The sequence below is a fragment of the Massilia paldalensis genome, assembly GCF_044901715.1.
In the GTDB taxonomy this organism is placed as follows: domain Bacteria; phylum Pseudomonadota; class Gammaproteobacteria; order Burkholderiales; family Burkholderiaceae_D; genus Telluria; species Telluria paldalensis.
The window spans coordinates 1822182-1847404 of the sequence record NZ_JBJCIU010000001.1 but is presented as its reverse complement, the minus strand read 5'-3'; the positions used below and the strand labels follow the sequence as shown (position 1 = coordinate 1847404).

The following is a 25223-nucleotide window of genomic DNA, read 5'->3' as shown; positions in this document are numbered from 1 at the left end:
CTCCAATTTTTGCTGAATTCCGTTTTTTCTGAATTTACAAGGGGAAATTTTTGATTCATGATGGACGTCAACTTGGCACTCGCCATCACTTTTGCAACTTTGACGACTTTGACCATGGACATGACCATTCAGGACTCCCAGGCAGACCTGCAAGAAATGCGCGCCGCCTATGCCGCCCTCGACCGCGCCCAGGCGATCATCGAGTTCGGCCTCGACGGCATCATCCACCGCGCCAACGACAACTTCCTGGCCCTGACCGGCTACCGTGCCGACGAGATCGTCGGCCGCCACCATGCGATGTTCGTCGAGAAGGAGTACGCCGCGTCCAGCGAGTACGCGCGCTTCTGGGAAGACCTGGGCACCGGCAAGATCGAGCGGGCCGAGTACAAGCGCCTCGGCAAGGGCGGCCGCGAACTGTGGATCAATGCGTCCTACAACCCCGTCGTCGATGCCGACGGCCGGGTGACCAAGGTCATCAAGTTCGCCACCGACATCACGGGCCAGCGCGTGCGCAATGCCGAATACGTCGCGCTGGCGGCCGCCATGCACCGCGCCCAGGCCGTCGTCGAGTTCGACATGGAAGGCCACCTGCTGAGCGCCAACGAGAACTTCCTCGACCTGCTGGAGTACGAGCTGGCCGAGGTGAAGGGCGAGCACCACCGCGTATTCTGCGAGGACGACTACGCCGCCAGCGCCGCCTACCGCAAGTTCTGGCAGAAGCTGAACCGCGGCGAGTTCGACGCGGGCCGTTACAAGCGCCTCGGCAATAACGGCAAGGTCATCTGGATCCAGGCGACCTACAATCCGATCTTCGACCTGAACGGCAAGCCCGTCAAAGTCGTCAAGTTCGCCACCGACATCACCGAGCAGGTGCGCCTGGAGCAGGCCAGTGCCGCCCGCGGCGACGCCGAGCGCCGCAAGGTCGACGGCCTGCTGGCCCTGGTGGCTTCGGCTGCCCGCGGCGACCTGACCGGCACCGTGGCCGTCGAGGGCGACGAGCCGCTCGACCAGCTGGCCGGCGGCGTGCTGGGCATGATCGGCGACCTGCGCTCCGTCATCGGCGGCGTCGTGCAGTCGGCCGGCAAGCTGTCCGACTCCTCGCGCACCATCGCCGAGCGCTCGAACACCGTGGCGGCCAGCGCCCAGGCGCTGGGTGCGACCGTCGAGCAGATGAACGCGTCGGTGGACGGCCTGACGGCGTCGATCGAGACCATCGCGCGCAGCACCCAGGACGCCAACACGCTGGCCCAGGCGACGCACGACGAAGCGGAGCTGGGCGCCAAGGCGATCGCCAAGTCGATCGAGGCGATGGGCATGATCAACCAGTCGGCCGAGGACATCGGCGAGATCGTCAAGGTGATCGGCGAGATCGCCAGCCAGACCAATATGCTGGCCTTCAACGCCGCCATCGAGGCCGCGCGCGCCGGCGAGCACGGCCTGGGCTTCTCCGTCGTCGCGGACGAGGTGCGCAAGCTGGCCGAGCGCTCCTCGCAGGCGACCAAGGAAATCTCCAAGCTGATCAACGAATCGGTGCGCCGCGTGGCCCAGGGCAGCGAGATCTCGCGCCAGGCCAGCGAAGCGTTCGACCGCATCACCCAGGGCGTGTCGCGCACCTCGCTGGCGATCGCCGACATCTCGGCCAGCGCCAACGAGCAGTCGCTGACGGCGAAGGAAGTCAGTGTGGCGATCTCCTACATCGCCCAGGAGACCGAGCGCTCCGCCGGTTCCTGCGACAGCATCGCCCGCTCGACCGAAGGCCTGAACGAGAACGCCGAGCAGCTCAACCGCGCAGTCGGCCGCTTCGCCGTATGAGGATGGGCATGGAACTGGGCGACGACAACCTCGATGCCGTGATCAAGCTGGTGCGCGAACACACGGGCATCGCAATGAACGAGAACAAGCGCGTTTTGCTGCAGGGCCGCCTGCTGCCGCGCATGCGCGCACTGGGCCTGTCCTCGTACGAGGACTACATCGCCCACTTGCGCCGCGGCGGCGACGAGGTGAGCTCGTTCATCAATTCCGTGACGACCAACGACTCCGCCTTTTTCCGCACTCCGGCCGTATGGTGGTACCTGAACGACGAATTCCTGGCCGACTGGCACGAGCGCAAGGGCGCGACGCCGCTGCGCATCTGGTCGGCGGCCGCCGCCACCGGCGAGGAAGCGTATTCGATGTCGATGCTGTGCCTGGAATTCCAGCGCCAGCACCCGGCGTTCCGCTTCAGCATCGACGCCACCGACATCTCGAGCCAGGCGCTGGACGCCGCCCGGGGCGCCACCTACCGCGGCCGCACCGTGGAACGCTTCGAGCTGACCCGTCCGGCGCTGTTCCGCCGCTACCTGTCCGGCGGCCCGGACCGCTACAGCGTGGCCCCGGAAGTGCGCCAGCACGTGACCTTCGGCGGCCACAACCTGCTGGCGCCGGCGCCCAGGCGCGAGCACTACGACCTGGTCCTGCTCCGCAACGTCCTGATCTACTTCGACGAGGACAACCAGCAGCGCATCCTGGGCCAGATCCGCGGCGCCATGCGCGCCGACGCCCGCCTGATCCTGGGCGAGCAGGAATCGATCACCCGCCTGAACACCCCGTTCGAATTCGAACAAGCCCACGTCTATCGCATCGCAGGAGGCCAAGCATGAACGCGCAAACGATGTTCCCGAGCACCCCCATCCCAGCGCCCCTGGCCTCGGCGCGCACCATGCGCCACATGCCGCGTCCCCGTCCGGACGCCGCGCACACGCGCCATGTGTGGACCGGCCAGCTCGAAGTGGCCGAGGGCGACCAGGTGCTGACGGCGCTGCTGGGTTCCTGCGTCGGCATCGGCATGATCTGGAAGGACCGCGGCCGCTGCGGCCTGGCGCACTGCTTCCTGCCCGAGGGCGCGGGCATCGGCAAGGCCGCCGCCCGCTACGTCAGCGCCGCCGTGCCGGCCCTGCTGGCCGAGCTGGGCGTCAAGCGCGAGCACTACGGGGAGGTCGAGGTAGTCGTCGCCGGCGGCGCGCGCATGCTGCACCTGCCGGGCGGCGACGGCGCCATCGGCCGCCGCAACATCGCCGCCGCGCACGCGCAGCTGGCTGCGCGCGGCCTGCACGTCGAGTACGAGGACGTCGGCGGCAGCCATGGCCGCCGCCTCTCGATCGATTGCGACAGCCGGACCTGGTCCGTCGTGCGCGTCGGCATGGCCGAGGGAGCGTTCGCGTGAACGCGGCGGTGCTGGCGGAGCAGCTGGCTCCGGACGCGCTGGCGGCGTCGACCGAGGTGCGCCAGGCGCTGGCCGCCGCCGACGCGGCGCGCGCCATCAAGGCCGAGGCGCTGGCGCGCGCGGCCGGCACGGCCCTGTACGGCAGCTTCTGGCTGGGCGGCCAGGAATACGCGCTGGACCCCGCCTGCATCCGCGAGGTGGTCGGCATGCCGGAACGGGTCATGCGCCTGCCGCTGTCGCCAGCCTGCCTGGAAGGCATCTTCACGCTGCGCGGCAGTGCGATCCCCATGATCAACCTGGCGCGCGTGTTCGACCCCGCCGCGCCCGCGGCCGGCGCGGAGCAGCGCGTGGCCATCCTCGAGCACGATGAAGTGCTGGTGGGCCTCGTGTTCGACGCCACCGGCGAAGTGCTGCGCGTCCGTCCGGAACAGCGCACGGCGCTCGCCTATGCGGCCGGGGCCGGGGGATCCGTGCTGTCCGGCGCCCTGACGCTGGATGGCGGCGCACGCCTCGTGCAGCTGCTCGATCCCGCCGCGCTGATCCGCATCGACAACGTGCCCCAGGTGCGCGCCCAGAGCGCTGCGCGCGACGCCGAGCGCCTGCGCTTCCTGCGCCGCGCCCAGGGCCGCAAGGCGCTCGCGTTCCGCGCCGGCGGCATGGCTTTCGCGATGCCGATCGACGCCGTGCAGGAAATCATCCGCGTGCCGGAACTGCGCGCGTCCGTCATGCTGGGCAAGCTGTGCAAGGGCTGGTTCGACCTGCGCGGCACCGTGGTCGGCGCCGTCGACCTCGGCGCGCTGCTGCAGTGCGCGTCCAATCCGGACGTGCGCGACGAGGACCGCCGCGTGATGATCGTGCGCGCCGGCACCGACCTGCTGGGCTTGCTGGTCGACGGCGTCGACGACATCCGCCCGTATTTCGATGCCGACGTGCTCGCGATCCCCATGCTGGGCACGCGCCGCGCCGCGATGTTCCGCGGCGTGCTGCCGGATGCGGACCGGGGCGATGCGCTGTTCCTCGACCACGCCCACCTGTTCTCGGAAAGCGAGGTGGCCGAGATCTGCGCCGGCCACCGCCGCCTGTACCAGCACGAGCTGGACGCCGCGCCGGGCCGCGGCGGATCGAAGAACACCCGCCGCCAGGTCTATCTCGCGTTCACGCTGGACACGGCCTGGGCCACCGACATCGGCCAGGTGCGCGAGATCGTCGCCTTCGACGGCGCGATGACGCGGCCGCCCGGCATGCCGGACTGTGTGCACGGCATGATGCAGCTGCGCCAGCAGATGATCTGCGTGATCGATCTGCGCCGCATGTACGGCATGCCGGCCCAGGAATGCGTCGATGCCGGCGCCGAGAGCGAACGCCGCGTGCTGGTGCTGGACCACGGCGACGAGCGCTACGGCGTGATCGTCGACCGCGTCGACAGCATCCTGTCGCTGCCGGACAGCCAGCGCCGCCCGTCGCCGGCGCTGCTGCGCCTGAACGGTCCGGACGACATGCGCCGCGATGCGGGAGAAGTACTGGAAGTGCCGGGCGAGGGCGGCAAGGAGACCGTGCTGACGCTGTTCGACAAAGGCCGGTTCCTGGAGACGCTCAAGGGGCGTTTGAATGGCTGACGGGGCATGAACCGTCGCCCCTGCGCAGGCAGGGGCCTAATGTCGCGAGCGCATCACGGAAATTGGGCCCCTGCCTGCGCAGGGGCGACGCTTTAGAATAGCTGCAGCACGTTCGCCCCGATCCGCGGATCTTCCTTCCGCTCCAGCCGCTGCGGATGCACCGTCAAGGTCACCTCGAGCGAGCCTTTCCCCACCGTGAGCGCCAGCAAATGGCCGCCGACCACGCTGAAGTCCTTGCCGCCGCCCACGCCGTGCGCGTGCAACGACGGCTTGCCGTCCTTCCAGGCCAGCGTCCCCGTGATGCCCGTCATCTCCCGGTTCTCGAACGTGGCCGGGTCGTAGTCCTTCTTGCCGAAGTCGTAGAAGCCGAAGGTGACGCTCCCGGCGAAGCCGAACGCCGTCAGGCTGGCGGACGTCAGCTGCTCGTTGGTGGCCAGCCGCTCCAGTTCCTTGAACAGGTCGTCGCCCTCGGTCAGCACCATCAGGTAGCCCGTGTGGGTGCGCAGGTATTTCGGATCGGCCGCCATCTCAGTGCATCCTCGCCGGGTCGGTCGGTGTTCCGCGCTTGACGATCACGATGTCGACCGACTTGGCGGCGGGCACCTTGCTCTCCTTGGCGTAGTGCCACAGGGGGATCAAGGGGTTCAGTTCCGGGTAGTAGCCGGCCACGCAGCCGGCCGGCACGGGGAATTCGATCACGCGCAGGGCTTCCACGCGGCGCGCGACACCGTCGTCGACCGCCGTCGACGCCGTGACGATGTCGCCATCGGCCAGGCCGCGCGCATCCATGTCCTCGCGCGCCATGAACAGCACGTCGCGCCGCTCGGTGCCGCGGAAGCGGTCTTCCAGGCTGTAGATCGTCGTGTTGAACTGGCCGTCGCTGCGCACCGTGAACAGGCGCAGCGCGTCCGGGTGGGAGGGCATGTCGGGGTCTGCCTTCAAGCCGGCGGGCGTCGTGAAGTTGGCCTTCTTCGTGTCCGTGTTCCAGACGCGCTTGGCGGCCGCCAGGGGCTTGCGGAAGCCGCCCGGCGTCCACATGCGCGCGTTGAAGTCGTGGAAGATCTCCGGATAGGTCTCGGCGATGGCGTCGCGGATGCGGCCGTAGTCCGCCACCCAGGCGTCCCAGTCCAGGCGCGGGTTCGGCGCCAGCAGCGCCTTGGCGATGCCGGCGACGATGGCCGGTTCCGACAGCAGCGTATCGGCGGCCGGTTCCGCGCGCCCGCGCGAGCCGTGCATGCAGGCGGTCGAATCCTCCATCGAGACGGCTTGCTCGCCGCCGCGCTGGCGGTCGATCTCGATGCGGCCCAGGCAGGGCAGCAGGTAGGCGTCGCGCCCGTGCACGAGGTGGCTGCGATTGAGCTTGGTGGCGATGTGCACCGTCAGCGGGATGTCGCGCCACGGCTGCTCCATCTGGCCGTGGTCGGGCACGGCGCGCACCAGGTTGCCGCCCAGGCTGACGAGGGCCTCGACCGTGCCGTCGCGGATCGCCTCGCACGCTTCGATCGTGTTCATGCCCTTGTCGCGCGGCGGCTCGAAGCCGTACTGCTCCTTGAGCTTGTCCAGCGGGACCAGTTCCGGCTTCTCGCTGATGCCGACGGTGCGCTGGCCCTGCACGTTCGAGTGGCCGCGCACGGGGCAGATGCCGGCGCCCGGCTTGCCGATGTTCCCGCGCAGCAGCAGGAGGTTGACGAGCATCTGCACGTTCTCCACGCCGTTGCGGTGCTGGGTGATGCCCATGCCGTAGACGATCATGCAGGCCTTGGCGCGCATGTACTCGCGCGCCGCCTCCTCGATCTGCACGCGCGGCAGGCCGCTTTCCTGCTCGATCTCGTCCCAGCTCGTGGCGCGTGCCTTGGCGGCGAACGTGTCGAAGCCGTGCGTGTGCTCGGCGAGGAAGGCGGCATCGAGCACGCGCGTGCCGCCGCTGGCCAGGGCCGCGTCGTCGGTCGCGATCACGGCCTTGCAGATGCCCATGATCGCGGCGCCGTCGCCGCCCGCCTTGAGCTGGTGGTACTGGGTGCTGATGGCCGTCTCGTGCCCCGTCAGCATCTCGGCGGGCGACTGCGGGTTGACGAAGCTGACGAGGCCCCGCTCGCGCAGCGGATTGAAGGTGACGATGGGCACGCCGCGCTTGCGTACGTCCTGCAGCTGGTGCAGCATGCGCGGGCTGTTCACGCCCACGTTCTGGCCGAAGAACAGGATGCAGTCCGTCTTGTCGAAGTCGTCCAGCTGCACGGTGCCGACCGGCACGCCCAGCGACGCCTGCAAGCCCACCGACGTGCTCTCGTGGCACATGTTCGAGCTGTCGGGCAGGTTGTTGTTGCCGTACATCCGTGCCAGCAGGCCGTACATGTACGACGTTTCCAGCGAGGCCCGCCCGGAGCTGTAGAAGACGACCTTCTTCGGATCCAGCGCTTTCAGCTTGGCGCCGATCTCCGCGAAGGCCTGCTCCCAGCCGATCTCGACATAGCGGTCCAGCGCGCTGTCCCAGCGCATGGGCACCGTCAGCCGGCCCGCATCCTCGAGCTCGTGGTCGTGCCAGGATTCCAGCGCGCGCAGCGTGTGGCGGGCAAAGAAGCCGGGATCGACGCGCTTGCTCGTGATCTCCCAGGCCGTCGCCTTGGCGCCGCTCTCGCAGAATTCGGCCGGGTGCGGGTGCGCCGGCTTGGCCCAGGCGCAGCTCGTGCACATGAAGCCGTCCGGCTTGTTCTGCTTGAGCAGCAGGGCGCCGCCCTCGACGGGAACGTGCTGCTTGAGCAGGATGGTGCTCACTTCCTTGACGGAACCCCAGCCGCCGGCGGGGAGTGTCGGTTCGTTGGTCTTGCTGCGTGTATTCATGGTCGTCTCGCTGCGCTTGGCGTGGATGTGTCGATATGACATCAAGGTATCCCAGCTTGTGCGCAGGGGGCGCACGTGTCTGTTCGGAATCTCACGCCTGGAAATTTGTCGATTTTGCGTGCGGCGGGGCACAGAACGGCCGCGCTTGCCGGTTCATCATCGTGGCATAGTCAACAACAAGGCAACGACATGAACGATCCCGCGACCATCCAGCCGATCCCGTACCAACCCGCATTCGAGGTGCCCGAGGAGGACGAGGCGCAGACGACCTTCGAGCTGAAGGACACCATGCACCAGATCTCGGCCAAGACCTTCGAGGACGGCGGCCGCGCGATCCGCAGCGTGCACGCCAAGACCCACGGCCTGCTGCTGGGCGAGCTGACGGTGCTGGACGGCCTGCCGCCGGCGTACGCCCAGGGGCTGTTCGCGAAAGCGGCGACCTATCCGGCCGTCGTGCGCCTGTCCACCACGCCCGGCGACATTCTGCCGGACGACGTCTCGACCCCGCGCGGCATGGCCGTCAAGGTGATCGGCGTGCAGGGCGAACGTGTCGCGGGCAGCGAAGACGATGTGACCCAGGATTTCGTCACGGTCAACGGCCCCGTGTTCAGCGCGCCGACCGCCAAGAAGTTTGCCGGCAACGCCAAGCTGCTGGCGTCCACCACGGACAAGGCCCCGAACCTCAAGCGCCTGTTCTCGGCCGTGGCGCGCGGCACCGAGAAGGTCGTCGAAGCCGTCGGCGGCGAGAGCACGACGCTCAAGGCCCTGGGCGGCCACCCGGAAACCCACCCGCTGGGCGAAACCTTCTTCAGCCAGGTGCCGATCCTGTACGGCCCCTACATGGCGAAGGTGCAGATCGCGCCCGTGGTGCCGGAACTGACGGAACTGAAGGACGCGCCGGTCGACCTCACGGACAAGCCGGACGGCCTGCGCGACGCCGTCGTCGGCCATTTCGCGGCCAAGGGCGGCGAATGGGAAGTGCGCATCCAGCTGTGCACGGACATCGAGAAGATGCCGATCGAGGACGCATCGAAGGAATGGCCGCAGGACGAGAGCCCGTACGTGACGGTGGCGCGCCTGCGCGCCGCGCCGCAGCCGGCGTACAGCGAGGAACGGGCGCGCCGCATCGACGAGGGCATGCAGTTCAATCCCTGGCATGCGCTGGCGGCGCACCGTCCGCTGGGTTCCATCATGCGGGTACGCAAGGAAGTCTATGCGATGTCGAAGCGCTTCCGCGCGGAGCGCAACGGCGTGCCGGTCCAGGAACCGAAGGATATCGAAGCGCTCAAGGGCGCGTGAACGAAAGGAGCAAGATCATGATGAAGCAGATCAGCGCAGCCGTGGCCGTCGCGGCCGCCATGCTGGCCGCAGGCGGCGCCGCCGCCCAGAGCCATTCGACCACCAATATGGCCAATCCGCCCCAGGCCGAGTCGGACACCAAGGCGGGCACCAAGGCCACGCCGGGCCACACGGCCACCGCCGACCGCCAGGATGCGCGCAACCAGTCGTCCAACAAGCCGAACGGCGAGTGGAAGCCGCCCGTGCGCACGCCGCTGGACGACAAGGGCAAGGTGCGCAACGACATCAGCGCGGCGCAGGCCGGCAACGAGGCCAAGGAAACGATGCAGGGCGATCCGTCCGAAACCCAGGTCGAGCCGTCGGCCCGCCATGCGCTCGACGTGTCGGCGAAGGGCAAGAAGTAAGCAGGGAAGAGGGGGCGGAAGGCAGAAAGAGTCGAACTTACAGGAGAGCGGCTGACGCCCCCCACCGGGTTTGAAGCCCGGCCCCATCACCGGATGAGAATGCCTTCCATTTGACGCCTGCGGGTGAAACCCGGGTCAGGGCCCACCCGGGTAAACCGGGCTCCGACCCTAGCGCCAACTGACGTTCGGCCGCACCATGTGGCTGTTGCGGACGCGGCGAGTATAGCCGACGCGGTCGAAAAACTCCAGGATCTGGATCGCGCGCTTGCGACCCAGGCCCGTGGCGTCGCGGAAGCTCGCGGCCTGCGCGTCCGGCAGTTCGCCCACGACGCGCGCCAGTTCCGCGAGCGGCGCCGGATGGTAGAACAGGTCCTTCACCACCTGGCTGACCTGGCCGGCGCGCGCCAGCTTGCGCAGCAGCTGGCGCACGGCGTCTTCCTGCAGGCCGTATTCCCGCGCCAGGTCGCGCACCCAGGGCGGATCGAACCGCCCCTTCTCCAGGGCGGGCAACAGCAGGGCGGCGGCGCGCTGGTCGGCTTCCGACAGCGCCACGCTGTGGCCCGGCAGGTGCAGGCTGTGGCCTGTGCGGGCGATGCTGCCCTCGTCCAGCATGCGGGCCGTCACGCCCGTCCACAGCGCATCGCTGGCATCCGGCGCGGCGATCCGTTTCAGGCGCCACAGTTCCGGCCCTGCCTCGTCCGGATGGCGCGCATGGAAGTCGTCCAGCGCGGCCAGCACGCGGGCCTGCAGCGGCGCCAGCATCGCGGGGTCGATCAGCAGCGTGTCGCCGCCCGCCAGCGGCAGGCGCAGCGTCTCCGTCTTCAGCGCGATGTCTTCCAGTGGACGCTGGGCCAGGCGCATCAGGGCGCTGCCTTCCAGGCCGGTGGGACTCGCCGCCACGAGGGCCGCCGCCTGGCCGTCCTCGATGAAGGCGGCCAGCGCATCCAGCCAGGCCAGGCGCGCCGCGCTGCGGCGGCGCCGCGCCGCGCCGAACGGATCGAGCACGACGCCCCCGCCGATGGTCTGCGTGGCCTGCGCATTGCGCACCACGAAGCGGTCGCCCGGCACGGCGTGCAGCGGCGCATCGAACACGATCTGCACGCGGCCGCGCGCGCCCGGCTGCAGCGTGTCCTCGAGCAGCGGCACCACGTGCGCCGTGCGGTGGGCGGCGCCGATGTGCACGTGCACGGGGCTCCAGGCCTTCAGCGCACCGCCAGCGTCGGCCAGCAGCGTCAGTTCCGCATCGATGCGTTCCGAGCATGCCGCCATGCGCGGGTCGACGATCCAGCTGCCCCGTTCGAGGTCTTCCTTGGCCACGCCGGCCAGGTTCAGTGCCAGGCGCTGGCCGGCCTGGCCCCGTTCGGCGGCGCGGTTCTGGGCGTGGATGGCGCGCACGCGCGCCTGGCGGCCCGAGGGCGCCAGCGTGACCGTGTCGCCGATCGCCACGCTGCCCGCCAGCGCCGTACCCGTGACGACGGTGCCCTGGCCGGACAGCGTGAACACGCGGTCCACGCCCAGGCGGAACAGGCGCGCCTCGTCGCGCACGGGCAGTCCCGCCTCGAGGCCGTGCAGGTGCTCGCGCAGGGCGGCCACGCCGGGATCGCCCGGCGCGGTGGCCGCCGTGCGGAACACGGGGCTGCCCGCGAACGGCGTGGTCGCGAGCAGGGTCGCGACGTCGCGCTCCACGGCCGCGATGCGTTCGGCGTCCGCGCGATCCGTCTTGGTCAGCGCGACGACGCCGCGGCGCACGCCCAGCAGGTTGAGGATGGCGAGGTGTTCGAGCGTCTGCGGCATGATGCCGTCGTCGGCGGCCACCACCAGGAGCGCAACGTCGATGCCCGTCACGCCCGAGGCCATGGTGCGGATGAATTTCTCGTGGCCCGGCACGTCGATGACGCCCAGCACGCGGCCGTCCTCGCTCGGCAGGTAGGCGTAGCCCAGCTCGATGGAGATGCCGCGCGCCTTTTCTTCCTTCAGGCGGTCCGTGTCGACGCCCGTCAGGGCGCGCGTCAGGGTAGTCTTGCCGTGGTCGATGTGTCCTGCGGTACCGACGATCATGCGTTCGAATCTGCTTTCGGTTGGTTCAGTTGGGCCAGCTGGGCCACGAAGCCGTCGCGCTGCCGGTCTTCCAGGCAGCGCAGGTCCAGCCACAGCGTATCGTCGGCGATGCGGCCGATGACGGGGCGCGGCAGGGCGCGCAGGCGGCGTTCCAGCACGCCCAGCGGATTGCCCCGGACGCCGGCGGCGGCGCGCACGGCCAGGCCGTAGCTGGGCAGGCGGTCGACGGGGAGGGCGCCGCTGCCGATCTGGCTCGTCACCGGCTCGGCGCTGACGACGTAGCCACTGCCGACGGCATGCTGGAACGGCGCCAGCAGCGCCTCGGCCGCCGCCCGCATGGCGCCGGCGGGACGCGTGAGCAGGCGCAGCGTGGTCAGGCGCTCCGGCAGCAGGTCCGGCGCGCGGTACAGGTTCAGCACGGGTTCGAGCGCGGCCAGCGTGAGCTTGGACACGCGCAGCGCGCGCTTCAGGGGATTCTTCTTGATGGCGGCCACGAGGTCCTTGCGGCCCGCGATGATGCCGCACTGGGGGCCGCCCAGCAGCTTGTCGCCGCTGAAGGTGACGAGGTCGGCGCCGGCGGCGATGGTTTCCTTCACCGTCGTCTCGTGCGGCAGGCCCCAGCGCTCCAGGTCGACGAGCGTGCCGCTGCCCAGGTCCACGGCCAGCGGGATGCCCCGCTCGCGCGCCAGCGGCGCCAGCTCGGCCACCGTCACTTCCTTGGTGAAGCCCGTGATCGCGTAGTTGCTGGCATGGACCTTCATCAGCATGGCCGTCTGCGGCCCGGCGAATTCGGCATAATCTTTCAAGTGGGTCCGGTTCGTCGTGCCCACTTCGCGCAGGATGGCGCCGGCGCGCGCCATGATGTCGGGGATGCGGAAGGCACCGCCGATCTCGACCAGCTCGCCGCGCGAGACGACCACCTCGCGCCCGTCGCCGAGCGCGTTCAGCATCAGCAGCACGGCCGCGGCATTGTTGTTGACGATGGTGACGGCTTCGGCGCCCGTCAGTTCGCGCAGCTGTTCCTCGACGAGGTTGTCGCGGTCGCCGCGCGCCCCCGTCTCGATGTCCCATTCCAGGTTCATCGGCCATTGCAGGGCGTCGACGACGGCTTGCACGGCCGCGTCGGGCAGCAGCGCGCGGCCCAGGTTCGTGTGCAGCACGGTGCCCGTCAGGTTGTAGACGGGGCGCAGCTTCGATACGTTCGCAGCGCGCAGGCGCTCCGCCAGCTGCGCCAGCAGCGCCGCGGGCGCGGCGTCGGCGTCCTCGCCAGCGAGCAGGCGCGCCCGGGTGGCGTCGAGCACGCCGCGCAGGGCGGCCACGGTCTGTTCGCGGCCGTATTCGGCCAGCAGCGGCGCGCAGGCCGCGTCGTCGAGCAGCACGTGCACGGCGGGCAGGCGCAGCGCGCCGGCCTTCCGTGCCGAACCCGGCGCGGACCCAGGCACCGGAGCCGTCATGCGCCTTCCTTCAACCAGAGCAGCGGATTGCCGCTGGCGCGCGCATAGCCGGCCTCGGAGACGAGCACGTCCAGCATCATGCTGGCCAGGTCGTCGGCCACGGGCTCGACGTGGAAGTCGTGTTCCTGGTTGAAGATCTTGCGGTAGGTGCCGCAGTCGTCGCAGGTCTCGGCGCGCGCGACCTTGGTCGGGTCGTTGGCCTTGTCGAGCGTCTTGCCCTTCCCGGCGGCTTCCTTGTTCTCCGCGACCGGGTCGGCATCCTTGTCGACCAGGCCCTGGTAGGCGACCTTGGCCGTCGATTCGCAGTGCGAGCACTTCACGCGCACCATGTGCCATTCGGATTCGCACACGCTGCAATGCAGGTAGCGGTAGCCCTGCGACTGGCCGCCGATGCGCACGACGCTGGCGACCGGATGCGAGCCGCACACGGGGCACAGGGTGCCGGTGACGAGCGGCTGGGCCCAGGCCGGGTCCAGCTGGCCGGCCATCACGCTCCAGGTCACCTGCAGCGCGGCGGCGACGAACGGGGCACGCAGCGGGTCGGCGCCTTCGTCGAAGGTGCCGAGGATGGCGTCGGCGATGCCTTCCAGCTCGGCGCCTTCGGTCGCGCGCAGCGTGTCCAGCGCGGCGGCCAGCTGCGGCGGCGCGTCCTTGGCGGCGGCCAGCACGTCCAGCAGGCGGGCGAAGACGTCGCGCCAGGCGGCCGGGCGGGTGCCCGTGGCCGGCAGCGGCGGCATATTGTGTTCGTGGGCCAGGGTCATGGCCGATTCGTCCGGCAGCGGCACGCCGTCGCGGCCGAGGTCGGCCACCACGACGGCCTGGGCGTCGGCGACGGTCGCCATCAGCGACAGGTAGCCGCGCAGCGCTTCCTCGACCGGGATGCCGTGCACGTTGCCGGCGGCCAGGTTGCGCAGGCGCTCGGCGCGCGCGGAGAACAGGGAGCCCGGATGCGGCAGCAGCAGGCGCGGGATGGCGGTATGGTCGAGCGATTCGATCTCGCCCGGTTGGAGCAGACGTTGTACCAAGATAATCTCTACAAAAGAAAAGGCCGGGTCGCCTCGGCGGACCCGGCCTATTTTAGATCAAGGAGGAACCGCGTGTCAGTGACCGCGCTTTTCGTTCCCCTTCATCACGGCTTCGAACCACTTCGGATGGTGCTTGCGCGCCCAGCCGTAGGTGACGGTGCCGCGCACCATCGCGCCGATCGAGCCCTTGATCCACAGGCCGGCATAGATGTGCACGATGATGGCCATGATGATCACGAACGCGAAGAACGCGTGCAGCAGCGACGAGAAGCGGCGCAGGCCGATCGGGAAGAAGGCCGAGAAGTACTCGCGCCAGATCACAATGCCCGACAGCAGCAGGGCGATCATGCTGACGATCAGTACGAAGAACAGCAGCTTCTGGCCGGCGTTGTACTTGCCGATCTTGGGCAGCTTGTCCTCGCGGTTGGCGAGCACGTCGTCGATCTGCTTGAGCCACTGCTTGTCGCCTTCGTCGAAGCGGTTGTGGCCCCACATGCGGATCGCCAGGAAGGCGAACGACACGAACATCACGATCCCGAAGAACGGGTGCAGGATGCGGGTCCACTGGCCGCCGCCGAACAGCGCGGCCATCCAGGCCGTGGCCGGGTGGAACATGGCCAGGCCGGACAGCGCCAGCAGGATGAAGGCAATCGCGGTGATCCAGTGGTTGCTGCGCTCGTTCGCCGAATAGCGCTGGATGAGCGGGTGGCCGTCTTTATCATGCTTCATGCTTCTCTCCCTTCAGCTGGCGGGCCGCGTGCAGCGCCTCGGCTTCTTCTTCCTTGCTGACCTCGTTCGGACCGACGCGGCTGTAGTGGAACCAGCCGGCCACCGCGGCCGCGGCCATGCCCAGCAGGGCCAGCGGCTTGGTGACGCCTTTCCACAGGCCGACCATCGGGCTGATGGACGGATCCTTGGCCAGGCCGTGGTACAGCGCCGGACGGTCGGCATGGTGCAGCACGTACATGACGTGCGTGCCGCCCACGCCTGCCGGGTCGTACAGGCCGGCGTTCTCGAAGCCGCGCTCCTTCAGGTCGGCGATGCGCTCCTCGGCGTGCACCTTCATGTCCTCCTTGGTGCCGAACACGATGGCGCCCGTCGGGCAGGTCTTCACGCAGGCCGGTTCCTGGCCAACAGCCACGCGGTCCGAGCACAGGGTGCACTTGTAGGCGCGGTTGTCCTGCTGCGAGATGCGCGGGATGTTGAATGGGCAGCCGGTGACGCAGTAGCCGCAGCCGATGCAGTTTTCCTGGTGGAAGTCGACGATGCCGTTGTTGTACTGCACGATCGCGCCCGGCGACGGGCAGGCCTTCAGGCAGCCCGGTTCCTCGCAGTGCATGCAGCCGTCCTTGCGGATCAGCCACTCGAGGTTGCCGTCGTCCTTTTCCACTTCCGAGAACCGCATCACGGTCCACGAATGCGGCGACAGGTCGAGCGGATTGTCGTACACGCCGGCATTGAAGCCGACGTCGTCGCGCAGGTCGTTCCATTCCATGCAGGCGGTCTGGCAAGCCTTGCAACCGATGCACTTGGAAACGTCGATCAGCTTGGCGACCGTGCCCGTCACCGGGACACGGGCCGTCGGCGGCTGGACCGTGGTAGCGGAAACCCGCTTGATATCCAAAGATTGTAGTGCCATATCAATATCTCCGCCGTTATGCCTTCTCGACCTTCACGAGGAAGGACTTGAATTCCGGCGTTTGCGAATTGCCGTCGCCGACCGCTGGGGTCAGGGTGTTGGTGAGGTAACCAGGCTTGGTCAGGCCCTTGAAGCCGAAGTGCAGCGGGATACCGATGGTGAAGGTTTCCTTGCCGTCGATGTTCAGGGCGCGGATGCGCTTGGTTACGACCGCTTTCGCCACGATGTGGCCGCGCTTCGAACTCACTTTCACGGTCTGCCCCGTCGAAACGCCGATCTGGGCCGCGTGCTTTTCGCCGATTTCGACGAACTGCTCCGGCTGGATGATCGCGTTCAGGCGGGCATGCTTGGTCCAGAAGTGGAAGTGCTCGGTCAGGCGATAGGTCGTCGCCACGATCGGGAACTCCTCGTGCGTGCCGAACTGGGCACGATCGCCCGGGAACACGCGTGCGCCCGGATTCGACGTGGCCGCCTTGTTCTTCGGATGCATCGGGTTGTAGCCCAGCGGGTTCTCGAATGGCTCGTAGTGCTCGGGGAACGGACCTTCGTTCATCATGCCGCGGGCGAAGAAACGCGCCACGCCTTCGGCATTCATGATGAACGGGTTCATGCCGTTCGCCGGATCCTCGTCCAGCTTGAAGTCCGGCACGTCCGGGCCGCTCCAGGTGGTACCGTTCCAGCCGATCAGCTTGCGCTTTGCATCGAACGGCTTGCCCTTGGTGTCGCACGACGCTCGGTTGTACAGCACGCGGCGGTTCGCCGGCCAGGCCCAGGCCCAGTTCAGCGTGTTGCCGATGCCGGTCGGGTCGCTGTTGTCGCGGCGGCCCATCTGATTACCGGCCTGGGTCCACGAACCAGCGAAGATCCAGCAGCCCGAGGTCGTGCTGCCGTCGTCGCGCAGCAGCGCGAAGCTGCCCAACTGCTCGCCCTTCTTGGCCAGCACCTTGGTCGGATCCTTCGGATCGGTCACGTCGGCCAGCGCCTTGCCGTTGAACTCCATCGCGAGTTCTTCCGGTTGCGGGCTGAACGGCTGTGCGTACGGCCAAGTCAGGTTCAAGATCGGATCCGGGAACTTGCCGCCTTCGGTCTGGTACAGCTTTTTCATGCGCAGGAAGATGCCCGACATGATTTCCAGGTCGCTCTTGGCCTTGCCCGGCGGCTCGGCGCCTTGCCAGTGCCACTGCAGCACGCGCGAAGAGCTCACCAGCGAGCCGCGTTCTTCCGCGAAGCAGGTGGTCGGCAGGCTGAACACTTCGGTCTGGATCTTGGACGGATCGGCCATGTTGAAGTCGCCGAACGACTTCCAGAACTCGGACGTCTCGGTTTCCAGCGGATCCATGATGATCAGCCACTTGAGCTTGGCAAGCGCTTCCAGCGTCTTCTGCTTGTTCGGCGCGGACGCCAGCACGTTGAAGCCTTGACAGATATAGCCTGTCATCTTGCCTTGGTGCATCAGTTCGATGGCTTGCAGCAGGTCATACGGCTTGTCCAGCTTTGGCAGGTAGTCGAACGCGAAGTTGTTTTCCTTGGTCGCGGCATCACCCCACCAGGTCTTCATGAACGAGACGTGGAACTTCTTGTAGTTGCTCCAGTAGCTCAGCTGGTTCGGACGCAGAGGCTTCGGTGCGCGCGCGGTGATGAACGCGTCGAAGTCCTGTTCGGCTTCGAACGGCAGCGTCATGTAGCCCGGCAGCAGGTTCGACATCAGGCCCAGGTCGGTCAGGCCCTGGATGTTCGAGTGGCCGCGCAGCGCGTTCATGCCGCCGCCGGCGATACCGATGTTACCCAGCAGCAGCTGCACCAGCGCGCCCATGCGCAGGGTCTGCGCACCGGTCGAGTGGTGGGTCCAGCCCAGCGCGTACAGGATGGTTCCGGCGCGGCCCGGCACGGCGGTCGAGGCGAGGGCTTCGGCAACCTTGTGGAACTGCTCCGGCGACACGCCGCAGACCTTCTGCACCATTTCCGGCGTGTAGCGCGAGTAGTGCTTCTTGAACAGCTGGTAGACGCAACGCGGATGCTGCAGGGTCGGATCGACCTTGGCGTAGCCGTCCTCGCCCATCTCGTAGTTCCAGCTGGCCTTGTCGGCGTACTTGCCGGCCTTGGCGTCGTAGCCCGAGAAGATGCCGTCGTCGAACGCGAAGTCTTCGCGGACGATGAAGGACATGTCGGTGTAGTTGGCGACGTATTCGTGCTGGATCTTGTCGTTCGTGATCAGGTAGTTCGCGATCGCGCCCAGGAACACGATGTCCGTGCCGGTACGCGTCGGGACGTAGTAGTCGGCGACGGACGCAGTACGGGTAAAGCGTGGATCGACCACGATCAGCTTGGCCTTGTTATGTGCCTTCGCTTCGGTGACCCATTTAAAACCGCAAGGGTGGGCTTCGGCGGCATTACCGCCCATAACCAGAATCACGTCGGCATTCTTGATGTCGACCCAGTGATTCGTCATCGCTCCACGGCCAAACGTCGGGGCAAGACCTGCCACCGTCGGACCGTGTCAAACACGCGCTTGGTTATCGAATGCCAGCATCCCAAGGGAACGGATGGTCTTGTGGGTCAGGTACCCGACCTCGTTGCTTGCGGCTGAAGCGGCCAGCATGCCCGTGGTAAGCCATCGGTTGACGGTTTTACCGTCTTCGGTCTTTTCGATGAAGTTCGCGTCGCGGTCTTCCTTCATCAGCTTGGCGATGCGGTCCAGCGCCTGGTCCCACGAGATCGGGGTCCATTCGCTGCTGCCCGGCTTGCGCACCTTCGGCTCGGTCAGGCGGCTCGGGCTGTGGATGAAGTCGATCAGCGATGCGCCTTTCGGGCACAGCGTGCCGCGGTTGACCGGGTGATCGGGGTCGCCTTCGATGTGGATGATCGAAGCGGCGGCGTTCTTCGCGCCGTCACCCAGGCCGTACATCAGGATGCCGCAACCGACGGAGCAGTAGGGGCAGGTGTTGCGCGTCTCGGTCGTGCGTGCCAGCTTGTACTGCCGGACTTCGGCGAGTGCCGTGGCCGGAGCAAAGCCAAGCACCGCAAGGCTCGAGCCAGCGATGGTAGCGCCGGTTACCCGAAGGAACTGGCGCCTTGACATTTGGTTCATGAATAAGTCCTTCTAACGGGAAAATATTGCTGCTGGAGTGTAACACTCCGTCCCTCTTTGATGAATGCTAAAATGTTGGCCTGTCCCACTTCTTCACCCAAAATACGTAGTTTCCACAACATAGTTTGTAGGACTACATCTCTCTGGGGTGTGAAAAATTGACGAACCTCATATTGCATCCGCATGGAAATGGTAACCCGGATTCGGGTTTGCCGCTGAGTGCAGCCCCACGAAAAGTGTTGCGCATGCGCACGGGACAGCTGTCCGAGGTCGAGGACATGGCCGTCGCCGAGGTCCCGATCGCCCTCGTGTATAACGGGATATCGCATGCGGTGATGATGGCCACGCCGGCCGACCTGGAAGAGTTCGCGCTCGGTTTTTCGCTCAGCGAAGGCCTCATCACGCACCCGGGCGAGTGCTACGGCATCGAGGTCGAGCAGGGTCCGGGTGGCGTGTCCGTGGAGCTGGAGATCGCCAGTTCCGCCTTCATGGCCCTGAAGGAGCGGCGCCGGACGCTGGCCGGCCGCACCGGCTGCGGCTTGTGCGGGGTGGACAGCCTGGACCAGGTGTGCCGTCCCTTGCCGACGCTGGCGCCGGCCCGCGGCTTCCATGCCGCCGGCGTGCGCCGGGCGCTGGCCGCGATCGGCGCCGAGCAGGAACTGACGCGCCTGACGGGCGCCGCCCACGCGGCCGCCTGGTGCGGCATGGACGGCGCCTTGCGCGTCGTGCGCGAGGACGTCGGCCGCCACAACGCGCTCGACAAGGTGATCGGCGCGATGGCGCGCGCCAAGGCCGATCCGCAGGACGGCTTCCTGCTCATCACCAGCCGGGTCAGTTTCGAGATGGCGCAGAAGGCGAGTCTCGCCGGGGTCTCCGCCCTGGTCGGGATGTCGGCGCCGACACTGGCGGCCGTCGAACTGGCCGAACGGGCGGGGATGACGCTGCTGGCGTTCGCCCGGGGCGATAATTTCGTGTGCTACACGCATCCGCAGTGCCTGGGCATCGATACGCCGGCGTGACCGGCGCGACCGCCGTCGGCGCCCGCGGCGGACGATTGTGCATGGCCGCGTCGCGGGCCTGCGGACCCGGCCGATCCGGGGCGGCAGGCAAAGCCTCGATTTTTCCGATGTGATCATCCGATAAACCCGGATTCATCCCGGCCGGCTTTGCCGTTATGCTTCGCCGGGGCAAACACGGCTGCAGAACAGGGCTGCAAAATACGGCTGCATGCGCACCGGCTTGACCCGGAACCAACGAAAATAACGAGAATAACGATCCCCAGGAAAAACATGCCGTACCGCTCCCTCGTGCCGCCGCTGTTGTTCGCCGCCGCGCTGGCCTTCCTGCTGCAGCACTTCGTCGGCTCGCTGGCCTGGGCCGGCCTGCTGGCCGTCATCACATGGCCGCTGCACCGGCACCTGCTGGCGCGCGGCTGGCCGCGCATGGCCAGCGCCGCCACGCTGCTGTTCCTGCTCGTGACCTGCTTCGTGGGCCCGTCGATCCTGCTGATCAACGCCCTGGGCCACGAGCTGGCCGGCGTCGAGCGCCTGTTCGCCCAGGTCAACGAGACGGGCGTGCCGCCGCCGCCGTGGCTGCTGCAACTGCCCCAGGTGGCGCTGGAGCCGGCGCTGCAGTGGTGGAACCAGCACCTGGCCGTGCCGGGCGGCCTGCGCACGCTGATCCGCAACACGGTGGGCGACTTCCTGCCGCACATGACGGGCACGCTGCGCGCCTGGGGTTCGACCATCCTGGCCAACGCCCTGTACCTGTTCCTCACGCTGCTGACGCTGTTCGTGCTGTACCTGCACGGCCCGGCCGTGGTGCGCCATGCGGACCGCGCCGGCATGCGCCTCATTCCCGCCCACTATCCCGTGTTCCGGCGCCTGCTGCCGCTGTCGGTGCGCGGCACGGCGCTGGGCCTGTGCTCGATCGCGCTGCTGGAAGGGATCGTGCTGGGGGCCGCCTACGCGATCGCCGGCGCGCCCGCGCCCGTGCTGCTGGCCGTGATCACGGGCTACCTGGCCCTGATCCCGGGCGGCGCGCCGCTGTCGTTCACCACGGTGTCGATCCTGCTCCTTGGCCAGGGCAATCCGGGCGCCGCGCTGGGCCTGTTCAGCTGGGGCGCCATCGAGCTGTTCATGGTCGATAAATTCATCCGCCCCAAGCTGATCGGGCACCGGGTCGACCTGCCGTTCCTCGCGGTGCTGTTCGGCCTGCTGGGCGGCGTGTCGACGATGGGCGTCCTGGGCCTGTTCGTCGGCCCGTTCATGATGGCGGTGCTGTTCTGGTGGCTGCGCGACGGCGACGTCGATGTCGTCGAGGACGGCGTCGTGTCCAAATTGAAGGACAAGCAGGTCCGCTAGGCGCGGCGAACGAAATCCCGGCGGATCGATCTTAGGGGATACGGGCGCCATCCGGCATCCGCGCATGCCTCGGCGGCCAGGGCGGCCAGCCCCGTCGTCACCGGCCTGGGAGTTCATCATGACGGCCTTCCGTGGCAACGCCGCGCCGCTGTCGAGCAGCGGGTTCAGGCGGACGATGGTGGCGCTCGCGACGGATCCCGCGTCGCTATGGGCATTGATCACCGTGGAGACCAGCGGCTTCGGCTACCTGCCGGACCGGCGCCCGAAAATCCTGTTCGAACGCCACGTCTTCCACCGCCGCACGGGCGGCAAGTACGGCAGCACGCACGCCGACATCAGCGCGCCCGCGCCCGGCGGCTACCTCGGCGACGCGGACGAATACACGCGCTTGGAACGCGCGCTGGCCCTGGACCGCCAGGCGGCGCTCGACAGCACGTCCTGGGGGCTGGGGCAGGTGATGGGCTTCCATGCCGCCAGCCTCGGCTACCCGGGCACGGAGGCGATGGTGACGGGCTTTCTGGAGGACGAGGACGCGCAGCTGGAAGCCGTGCAGCGCTTCATCGGCGCCCATGCCGCGCTGCGCCAGGCGCTGCGGCGCCAGGACTGGACCCGGGTGGCGTTCTTCTACAACGGCGCAAGCTACGCGCAGCACGGCTATCACCGCAAGCTCGAGCACTACCACGACCTGTACGCGATCAAGGGAACGCCGGACATCGCGGTGCGCACGGCGCAGGCCTGGCTGACGTATCTGGGCTACGCGCCGCGCGGCGTGGACGGGATCCTCGGACCGGCGACGGGGGCGGCCGTGGTCGCGTTCCAGAAGGCGCAGGGGTTGCCGGTGACGGCCGACCTCGACGACGCGTCCCTGGAACGGTTGCGCCTGGCGGCCGCCGCCGCGGCCGGACGCAGCGGCGCCTAGGCACACGAGCCTGGCCGTGTGACGCGTCACGAAAAAAACGGCGGCACGGCTTCGTGGGCCGTACCGCCGTGTCGTCATGCCGGGACGCGTGATCCCGGTTCAGGACGCCTTACAGCGAACGCAGGAAGGCCAGCAGCGCATCGCGGTCCGTCTTCGACAGGCCGGCGAAGCGGTTGCGGGACGTCGTGGCTTCGCCGCCGTGCCACATGACGGCTTCCGTCAGGTTGCGGGCGCGGCCGTCGTGCAGGTAGCCGACGTTGGCGCTGTTGCCCATCACCTTGTCGGTGTAGCCGATGCCCCACAGCGGCGCGGTACGCCACATATTGCCCTTGGCCTGGCCTTCGGCGAACTTGTCGGCCAGACCGTCGCCCATGTCGTGCACCAGCAGGTCGGTGTACGGGTGGATGGTCTGGTTGCGCAGTTCGGCGAACAGGTGGCCGTTGCCGGTCTTCATCTCTGCAGTGTGGCAGGCCGTGCAGCGCATGCCGTCGAACAGCTTGGCGCCGGCGGCGACTTGCGTCGGATCGACACGGTGCTCGTCCATCGGAGCCACGCCTTTCGGGAAGCCGCTGGCCAGGCTGCGCTGGGCCGGGACGGCGACGAGGGCCAGGTACTGCGAGATGCGCTGCAGGTCGGCTTCCGAGATGCCGGCCTGGGCGCCGCCCGACGCGCAGGCGGTCGGGCCGTTCAGGCAGGCACGGTTCGGGTAGATCGACGAGGTCACGCCCATTTCCTGCAGCAGCGACTCGGCGCTCTGGTGGCGCAGCGTCGCCTTCGATGCCTTCCAGCCGAAGCGGCCCAGACGCACGGCGCCGCTTTCCGGATCGAACACGAAGTTCGCCGTGCCCTTGACGCCGTCGGCGTCGGCCGTGGTGCGCACGCGCGCCAGGATGTCCGCTTCAGGCACTGCTTCCAGCAAGCCCATGCCGATCATCGGCTGTGCCGCGCGCAGCGAGGCGATCTGCGGGACCGGGCCCTCGAACGCCAGCTTCGGCTTGCGCAGTTCGACCGCGGTGCCGTCGGCCAGCTTGACGGTCTGGCTGTCGAAGCCGCCTACGCGCACGCCGGTGCCCCAGTTGGCCTTGCCGCCGCCGGACGAACCGTTCATCTGGATCGCGGTACCGTACTGCGGATGCGGGACCTGGTTGCCGTTGGCGTCGAGTACGGCGGCGCGCACGGCCATCGAATCGAGCTTCTGGTTCAGCGCGATCGGCGCCGGGCTGCGGCCGTTGTTGGTGTGGCAGGCGAAGCAGGACGACTGGTTGAAGTGGCCGCCCTGCAGGTTCGCGACCGGCAGGTAGGGGTCGTTGCCCGGTTCGTTGTGGGCGCCGGTGGTGAAGTTCGCGTGGAACACGCGGCGGCCCTCGACGAAGCGCTGGATGTCCTGCATGCCGACGTTGTTGACCGGCTGCTGGAACATGAACAGGCTGTTGTCCGAGTAGTTGTACGACACCGACGTGGTGCCGCCCGACAGCGTCGAGGCTGGCAACGGGGTCGAGTTCAGGCGCGGGAAGGTGCCGTAGTAGGGCAGGATACCCTTGCCCATCACGTACATGATCTCCGGACCGTAGTAGCGGCTGTTGCCCTTGTCGCCGATGGCGGCCAGGGCGCCGTCCTGGGCGAACATCGATGGCGCGATCTCGATCTCGTCGCCCGGCACCAGCGCGCGCGCCGGTATCGTCTTCCCGGTCGGGAAACCGGCGGTGTCGATCTCGCCGTGCTGCGGATACGCGATCAGCTTCATCGTGCAGCCGTTGTTGATGCCGTTCGCGCTGACCATCACGCCGTCGGCCGGATAGGCCATCGGCTTGCAGGTCTGGACGTTGTTGTCGGCCATCAGCGGGCCCGTCATCCAGCCGTAGTCGGTGACGTCAGGACGGTCCCAGCCGCGCACGAACACTGTCTGGCCCGGCTTCCACTCCACCTGGTTGTAGTTGTTGATGATCAGCTGGGGATTCGTGACGCCCTTGACGTTGCTGTTGTCGATGATCTCGACGCCCCAGGTGCGGTTCTGGAAGTATTCCGGCACGAAGGTCAGGTAGTTGCCCGGGCCCTTGTCGACGGGCAGGCCCGTGGTCAGGTCCACCGTCTCGTTCAGGCCGTAGCCGGCTTCGTTCCAGGCCTCGCCGCGCTCGCGGCCGTGGCGCGCCATGGCGCGCGCGCCGTAGCGGGTGACGAGGGTGCCGTCCGGCAGGGTGAACTGCAGCATTTCCGTCGGACGGGCGGCTGCCGGCAGCGGGGTCATGCCGCTGCCGCTGGCCGGGAACTTGAAGGCCGAGGTCGGGTTGTTCGGCAGGGTGTTGTCGCTGCCCGGCGACTTGAACTCGACTTCGAACAGCGAATAGCCATAGGCCGTGGCGCGGGCGACGCCCTGGATGCGGACGTAGCGCGCGTTCGCGTTCAGGTTGAAGAATTCCTCGGTGCCGCCGGTGCCGTTGCTCACCGTGCGCAGCTTCGTCCAGGACTGGCCGTCATCGGACACCTGCAGCTCGTATTCCTTGCCGTACGCGTTCTCCCACACGAGCTTCATGTAGCCGACCGGGGTCTTCTGGCCGAAGTCGAAGGTGATCCAGGCGCCGTTCTCGGACGTGCTGGACCAGCGGGTGCTCGTGTTGCCGTCGATCGCCTTGGTGGCATCGTTGGCGGGGTTTTCGTCGCCCGACGAGAATGCCGTGACGGGCTTGACGGCGACGCCCGGCTTGGACAGGTCGACGTCGCCCGGCAGCGGGTCCGGCGAGGTCGGGGTGCTCGCGCTCGTGCCCGAGAAGGCCTGGATCTCGAAGATCGAGTAGCCGTACTGGGTCGAGCGCTTGATGCCGTGCATGCGCAGGTAGCGGCCCTGGCCGTCGAGGTCGCTGAAGTCCTCGATGCCGCCGGCGCTGTCGCTGACCGACTTGATCGTCTTCCAGTTGACCTTGTCGTCCGAGACCTGCAGCTCGTAGGCGATCGCGTGCGCGTTCTCCCAGTTGATGCGGACCCGGTTGATCGACTTCGATGCGCCGAAGTCGAGCACCAGCGACTGGTCGTCCGTGAAGCCGCTGCTCCAGCGCGTGGTGTCGTCGTTGTCGACCGCGGCCTTGGCCGACAGGTCGCCCCGTTCCTCGCCGGTGGCGGAAACGTCGACCGGCGTCAGTACGGTCTCGGCCACCGCCATCTTGCTCGCGGTGCGGGTCATGCTGCCGGCCTGCGTGCCCGAGTCGCTGGACCCGGAGCCGCAAGCTGCCAGCAGGGCGGTCAGGGAAGCGGCGAGGGCGAGGGGGACCCTGCGGGCGGCGCCGCTTCGGTGTTGCTGCTTGGTTTGATGCCGATATGGCATGT

Annotated in this window: 18 protein-coding genes and 1 tRNA gene; 9 read left to right on the top strand and 10 right to left on the bottom strand. The window is 68.0% G+C overall.

The features are described 5' to 3' along the window. Positions 1-114: 114 nt before the first annotated feature. The 4 genes from ACI1V7_RS08130 to ACI1V7_RS08115 are packed head-to-tail and all read left to right on the top strand — an operon-like array spanning position 115 to position 4818. The gene (locus tag ACI1V7_RS08130; protein ID WP_404531244.1) at positions 115-1812 is read left to right on the top strand and encodes a methyl-accepting chemotaxis protein; all 1698 of its coding nucleotides are present in this window, start codon (positions 115-117) and stop codon (positions 1810-1812) included. Between the two features lie 8 nt (positions 1813-1820). Next, positions 1821-2639: a CheR family methyltransferase gene (locus tag ACI1V7_RS08125; protein WP_404531243.1), complete on the top strand. Its 819-nt coding sequence runs from the start codon at positions 1821-1823 to the stop codon at positions 2637-2639. Further along, positions 2636-3202: a chemotaxis protein CheD gene (locus tag ACI1V7_RS08120; RefSeq protein ID WP_404531242.1), complete on the top strand. Its 567-nt coding sequence runs from the start codon at positions 2636-2638 to the stop codon at positions 3200-3202. The genes ACI1V7_RS08125 and ACI1V7_RS08120 overlap by 4 nt, the downstream gene beginning before the upstream one ends. After that, on the top strand, positions 3199-4818 hold the full coding sequence (locus ACI1V7_RS08115) for a chemotaxis protein CheW (RefSeq protein ID WP_404531241.1): 1620 nt from the start codon (positions 3199-3201) through the stop codon (positions 4816-4818). Before ACI1V7_RS08120 ends, ACI1V7_RS08115 begins: the two co-directional genes overlap by 4 nt. A 92-nt stretch (positions 4819-4910) precedes the next feature. Here the strand turns inward: ACI1V7_RS08115 and ACI1V7_RS08110 are convergent, their stop codons facing one another. Continuing rightward, positions 4911-5345, bottom strand: a complete 435-nt coding sequence (locus tag ACI1V7_RS08110) for a PPC domain-containing DNA-binding protein (protein ID WP_404531240.1) — start codon at positions 5343-5345, stop codon at positions 4911-4913. Position 5346: 1 nt separating this feature from the next. Next, positions 5347-7656, bottom strand: coding sequence for an FdhF/YdeP family oxidoreductase (locus ACI1V7_RS08105; RefSeq protein WP_404531562.1), 2310 nt, complete (start codon positions 7654-7656; stop codon positions 5347-5349). 189 nt (positions 7657-7845) lie between these two features. On the opposite strand from ACI1V7_RS08105, the gene ACI1V7_RS08100 reads away from it, so the two are divergent. Together ACI1V7_RS08100 and ACI1V7_RS08095 are read left to right on the top strand one after the other, a co-directional pair. Next, a complete protein-coding gene (locus ACI1V7_RS08100; protein WP_404531239.1) occupies positions 7846-8955 on the top strand; it encodes a catalase family protein in 1110 nt (369 codons plus the stop codon). A gap of 17 nt (positions 8956-8972) precedes the next feature. Next, complete coding sequence (locus ACI1V7_RS08095) at positions 8973-9359, top strand: hypothetical protein (RefSeq protein WP_404531238.1); 387 nt, start codon at positions 8973-8975, stop codon at positions 9357-9359. Between the two features lie 15 nt (positions 9360-9374). Here ACI1V7_RS08095 and ACI1V7_RS08090 read toward each other — a convergent pair. The 7 genes from ACI1V7_RS08090 to fdnG form a co-directional block, all read right to left on the bottom strand. Further along, a tRNA-Sec gene (locus tag ACI1V7_RS08090) sits at positions 9375-9467 on the bottom strand. A gap of 60 nt (positions 9468-9527) precedes the next feature. Continuing rightward, on the bottom strand, positions 9528-11417 hold the full coding sequence (gene selB / locus ACI1V7_RS08085; protein ID WP_404531237.1) for a selenocysteine-specific translation elongation factor: 1890 nt from the start codon (positions 11415-11417) through the stop codon (positions 9528-9530). Then, entirely contained in the window at positions 11414-12871 is a 1458-nt protein-coding gene (gene selA / locus ACI1V7_RS08080) for an L-seryl-tRNA(Sec) selenium transferase (protein WP_404531236.1), read from the bottom strand. The genes selB and selA overlap by 4 nt, the downstream gene beginning before the upstream one ends. Then, on the bottom strand, positions 12868-13896 hold the full coding sequence (gene fdhE, locus ACI1V7_RS08075) for a formate dehydrogenase accessory protein FdhE (RefSeq protein WP_404531235.1): 1029 nt from the start codon (positions 13894-13896) through the stop codon (positions 12868-12870). The genes selA and fdhE overlap by 4 nt, the downstream gene beginning before the upstream one ends. 75 nt (positions 13897-13971) lie before the next feature. Next, positions 13972-14625 carry a formate dehydrogenase subunit gamma gene (locus ACI1V7_RS08070; protein ID WP_404531234.1) on the bottom strand — a complete coding sequence of 218 codons (654 nt, stop codon included), beginning with the start codon at positions 14623-14625 and terminating at the stop codon, positions 13972-13974. Continuing rightward, entirely contained in the window at positions 14615-15535 is a 921-nt protein-coding gene (fdxH, locus tag ACI1V7_RS08065; protein ID WP_404531233.1) for a formate dehydrogenase subunit beta, read from the bottom strand. The genes ACI1V7_RS08070 and fdxH overlap by 11 nt, the downstream gene beginning before the upstream one ends. A gap of 16 nt (positions 15536-15551) precedes the next feature. After that, the gene (gene fdnG / locus ACI1V7_RS08060) at positions 15552-18623 is read right to left on the bottom strand and encodes a formate dehydrogenase-N subunit alpha (protein ID WP_404531232.1); all 3072 of its coding nucleotides are present in this window, start codon (positions 18621-18623) and stop codon (positions 15552-15554) included. A gap of 245 nt (positions 18624-18868) precedes the next feature. Here fdnG and fdhD point away from each other — a divergent pair, with 245 nt between their 5' ends. The 3 genes from fdhD (at position 18869) to ACI1V7_RS08045 (ending at position 21905) form a co-directional block, all read left to right on the top strand. After that, entirely contained in the window at positions 18869-19642 is a 774-nt protein-coding gene (gene fdhD, locus ACI1V7_RS08055; protein ID WP_404531231.1) for a formate dehydrogenase accessory sulfurtransferase FdhD, read from the top strand. A gap of 270 nt (positions 19643-19912) precedes the next feature. After that, positions 19913-20986, top strand: a complete 1074-nt coding sequence (locus tag ACI1V7_RS08050) for an AI-2E family transporter (RefSeq protein WP_404531230.1) — start codon at positions 19913-19915, stop codon at positions 20984-20986. Positions 20987-21104: 118 nt separating this feature from the next. Continuing rightward, positions 21105-21905: an N-acetylmuramidase domain-containing protein gene (locus tag ACI1V7_RS08045; RefSeq protein WP_404531229.1), complete on the top strand. Its 801-nt coding sequence runs from the start codon at positions 21105-21107 to the stop codon at positions 21903-21905. A gap of 109 nt (positions 21906-22014) precedes the next feature. Here the strand turns inward: ACI1V7_RS08045 and ACI1V7_RS08040 are convergent, their stop codons facing one another. Then, on the bottom strand, positions 22015-25221 hold the full coding sequence (locus ACI1V7_RS08040; RefSeq protein WP_404531228.1) for a di-heme oxidoredictase family protein: 3207 nt from the start codon (positions 25219-25221) through the stop codon (positions 22015-22017). Positions 25222-25223: the final 2 nt, after the last annotated feature.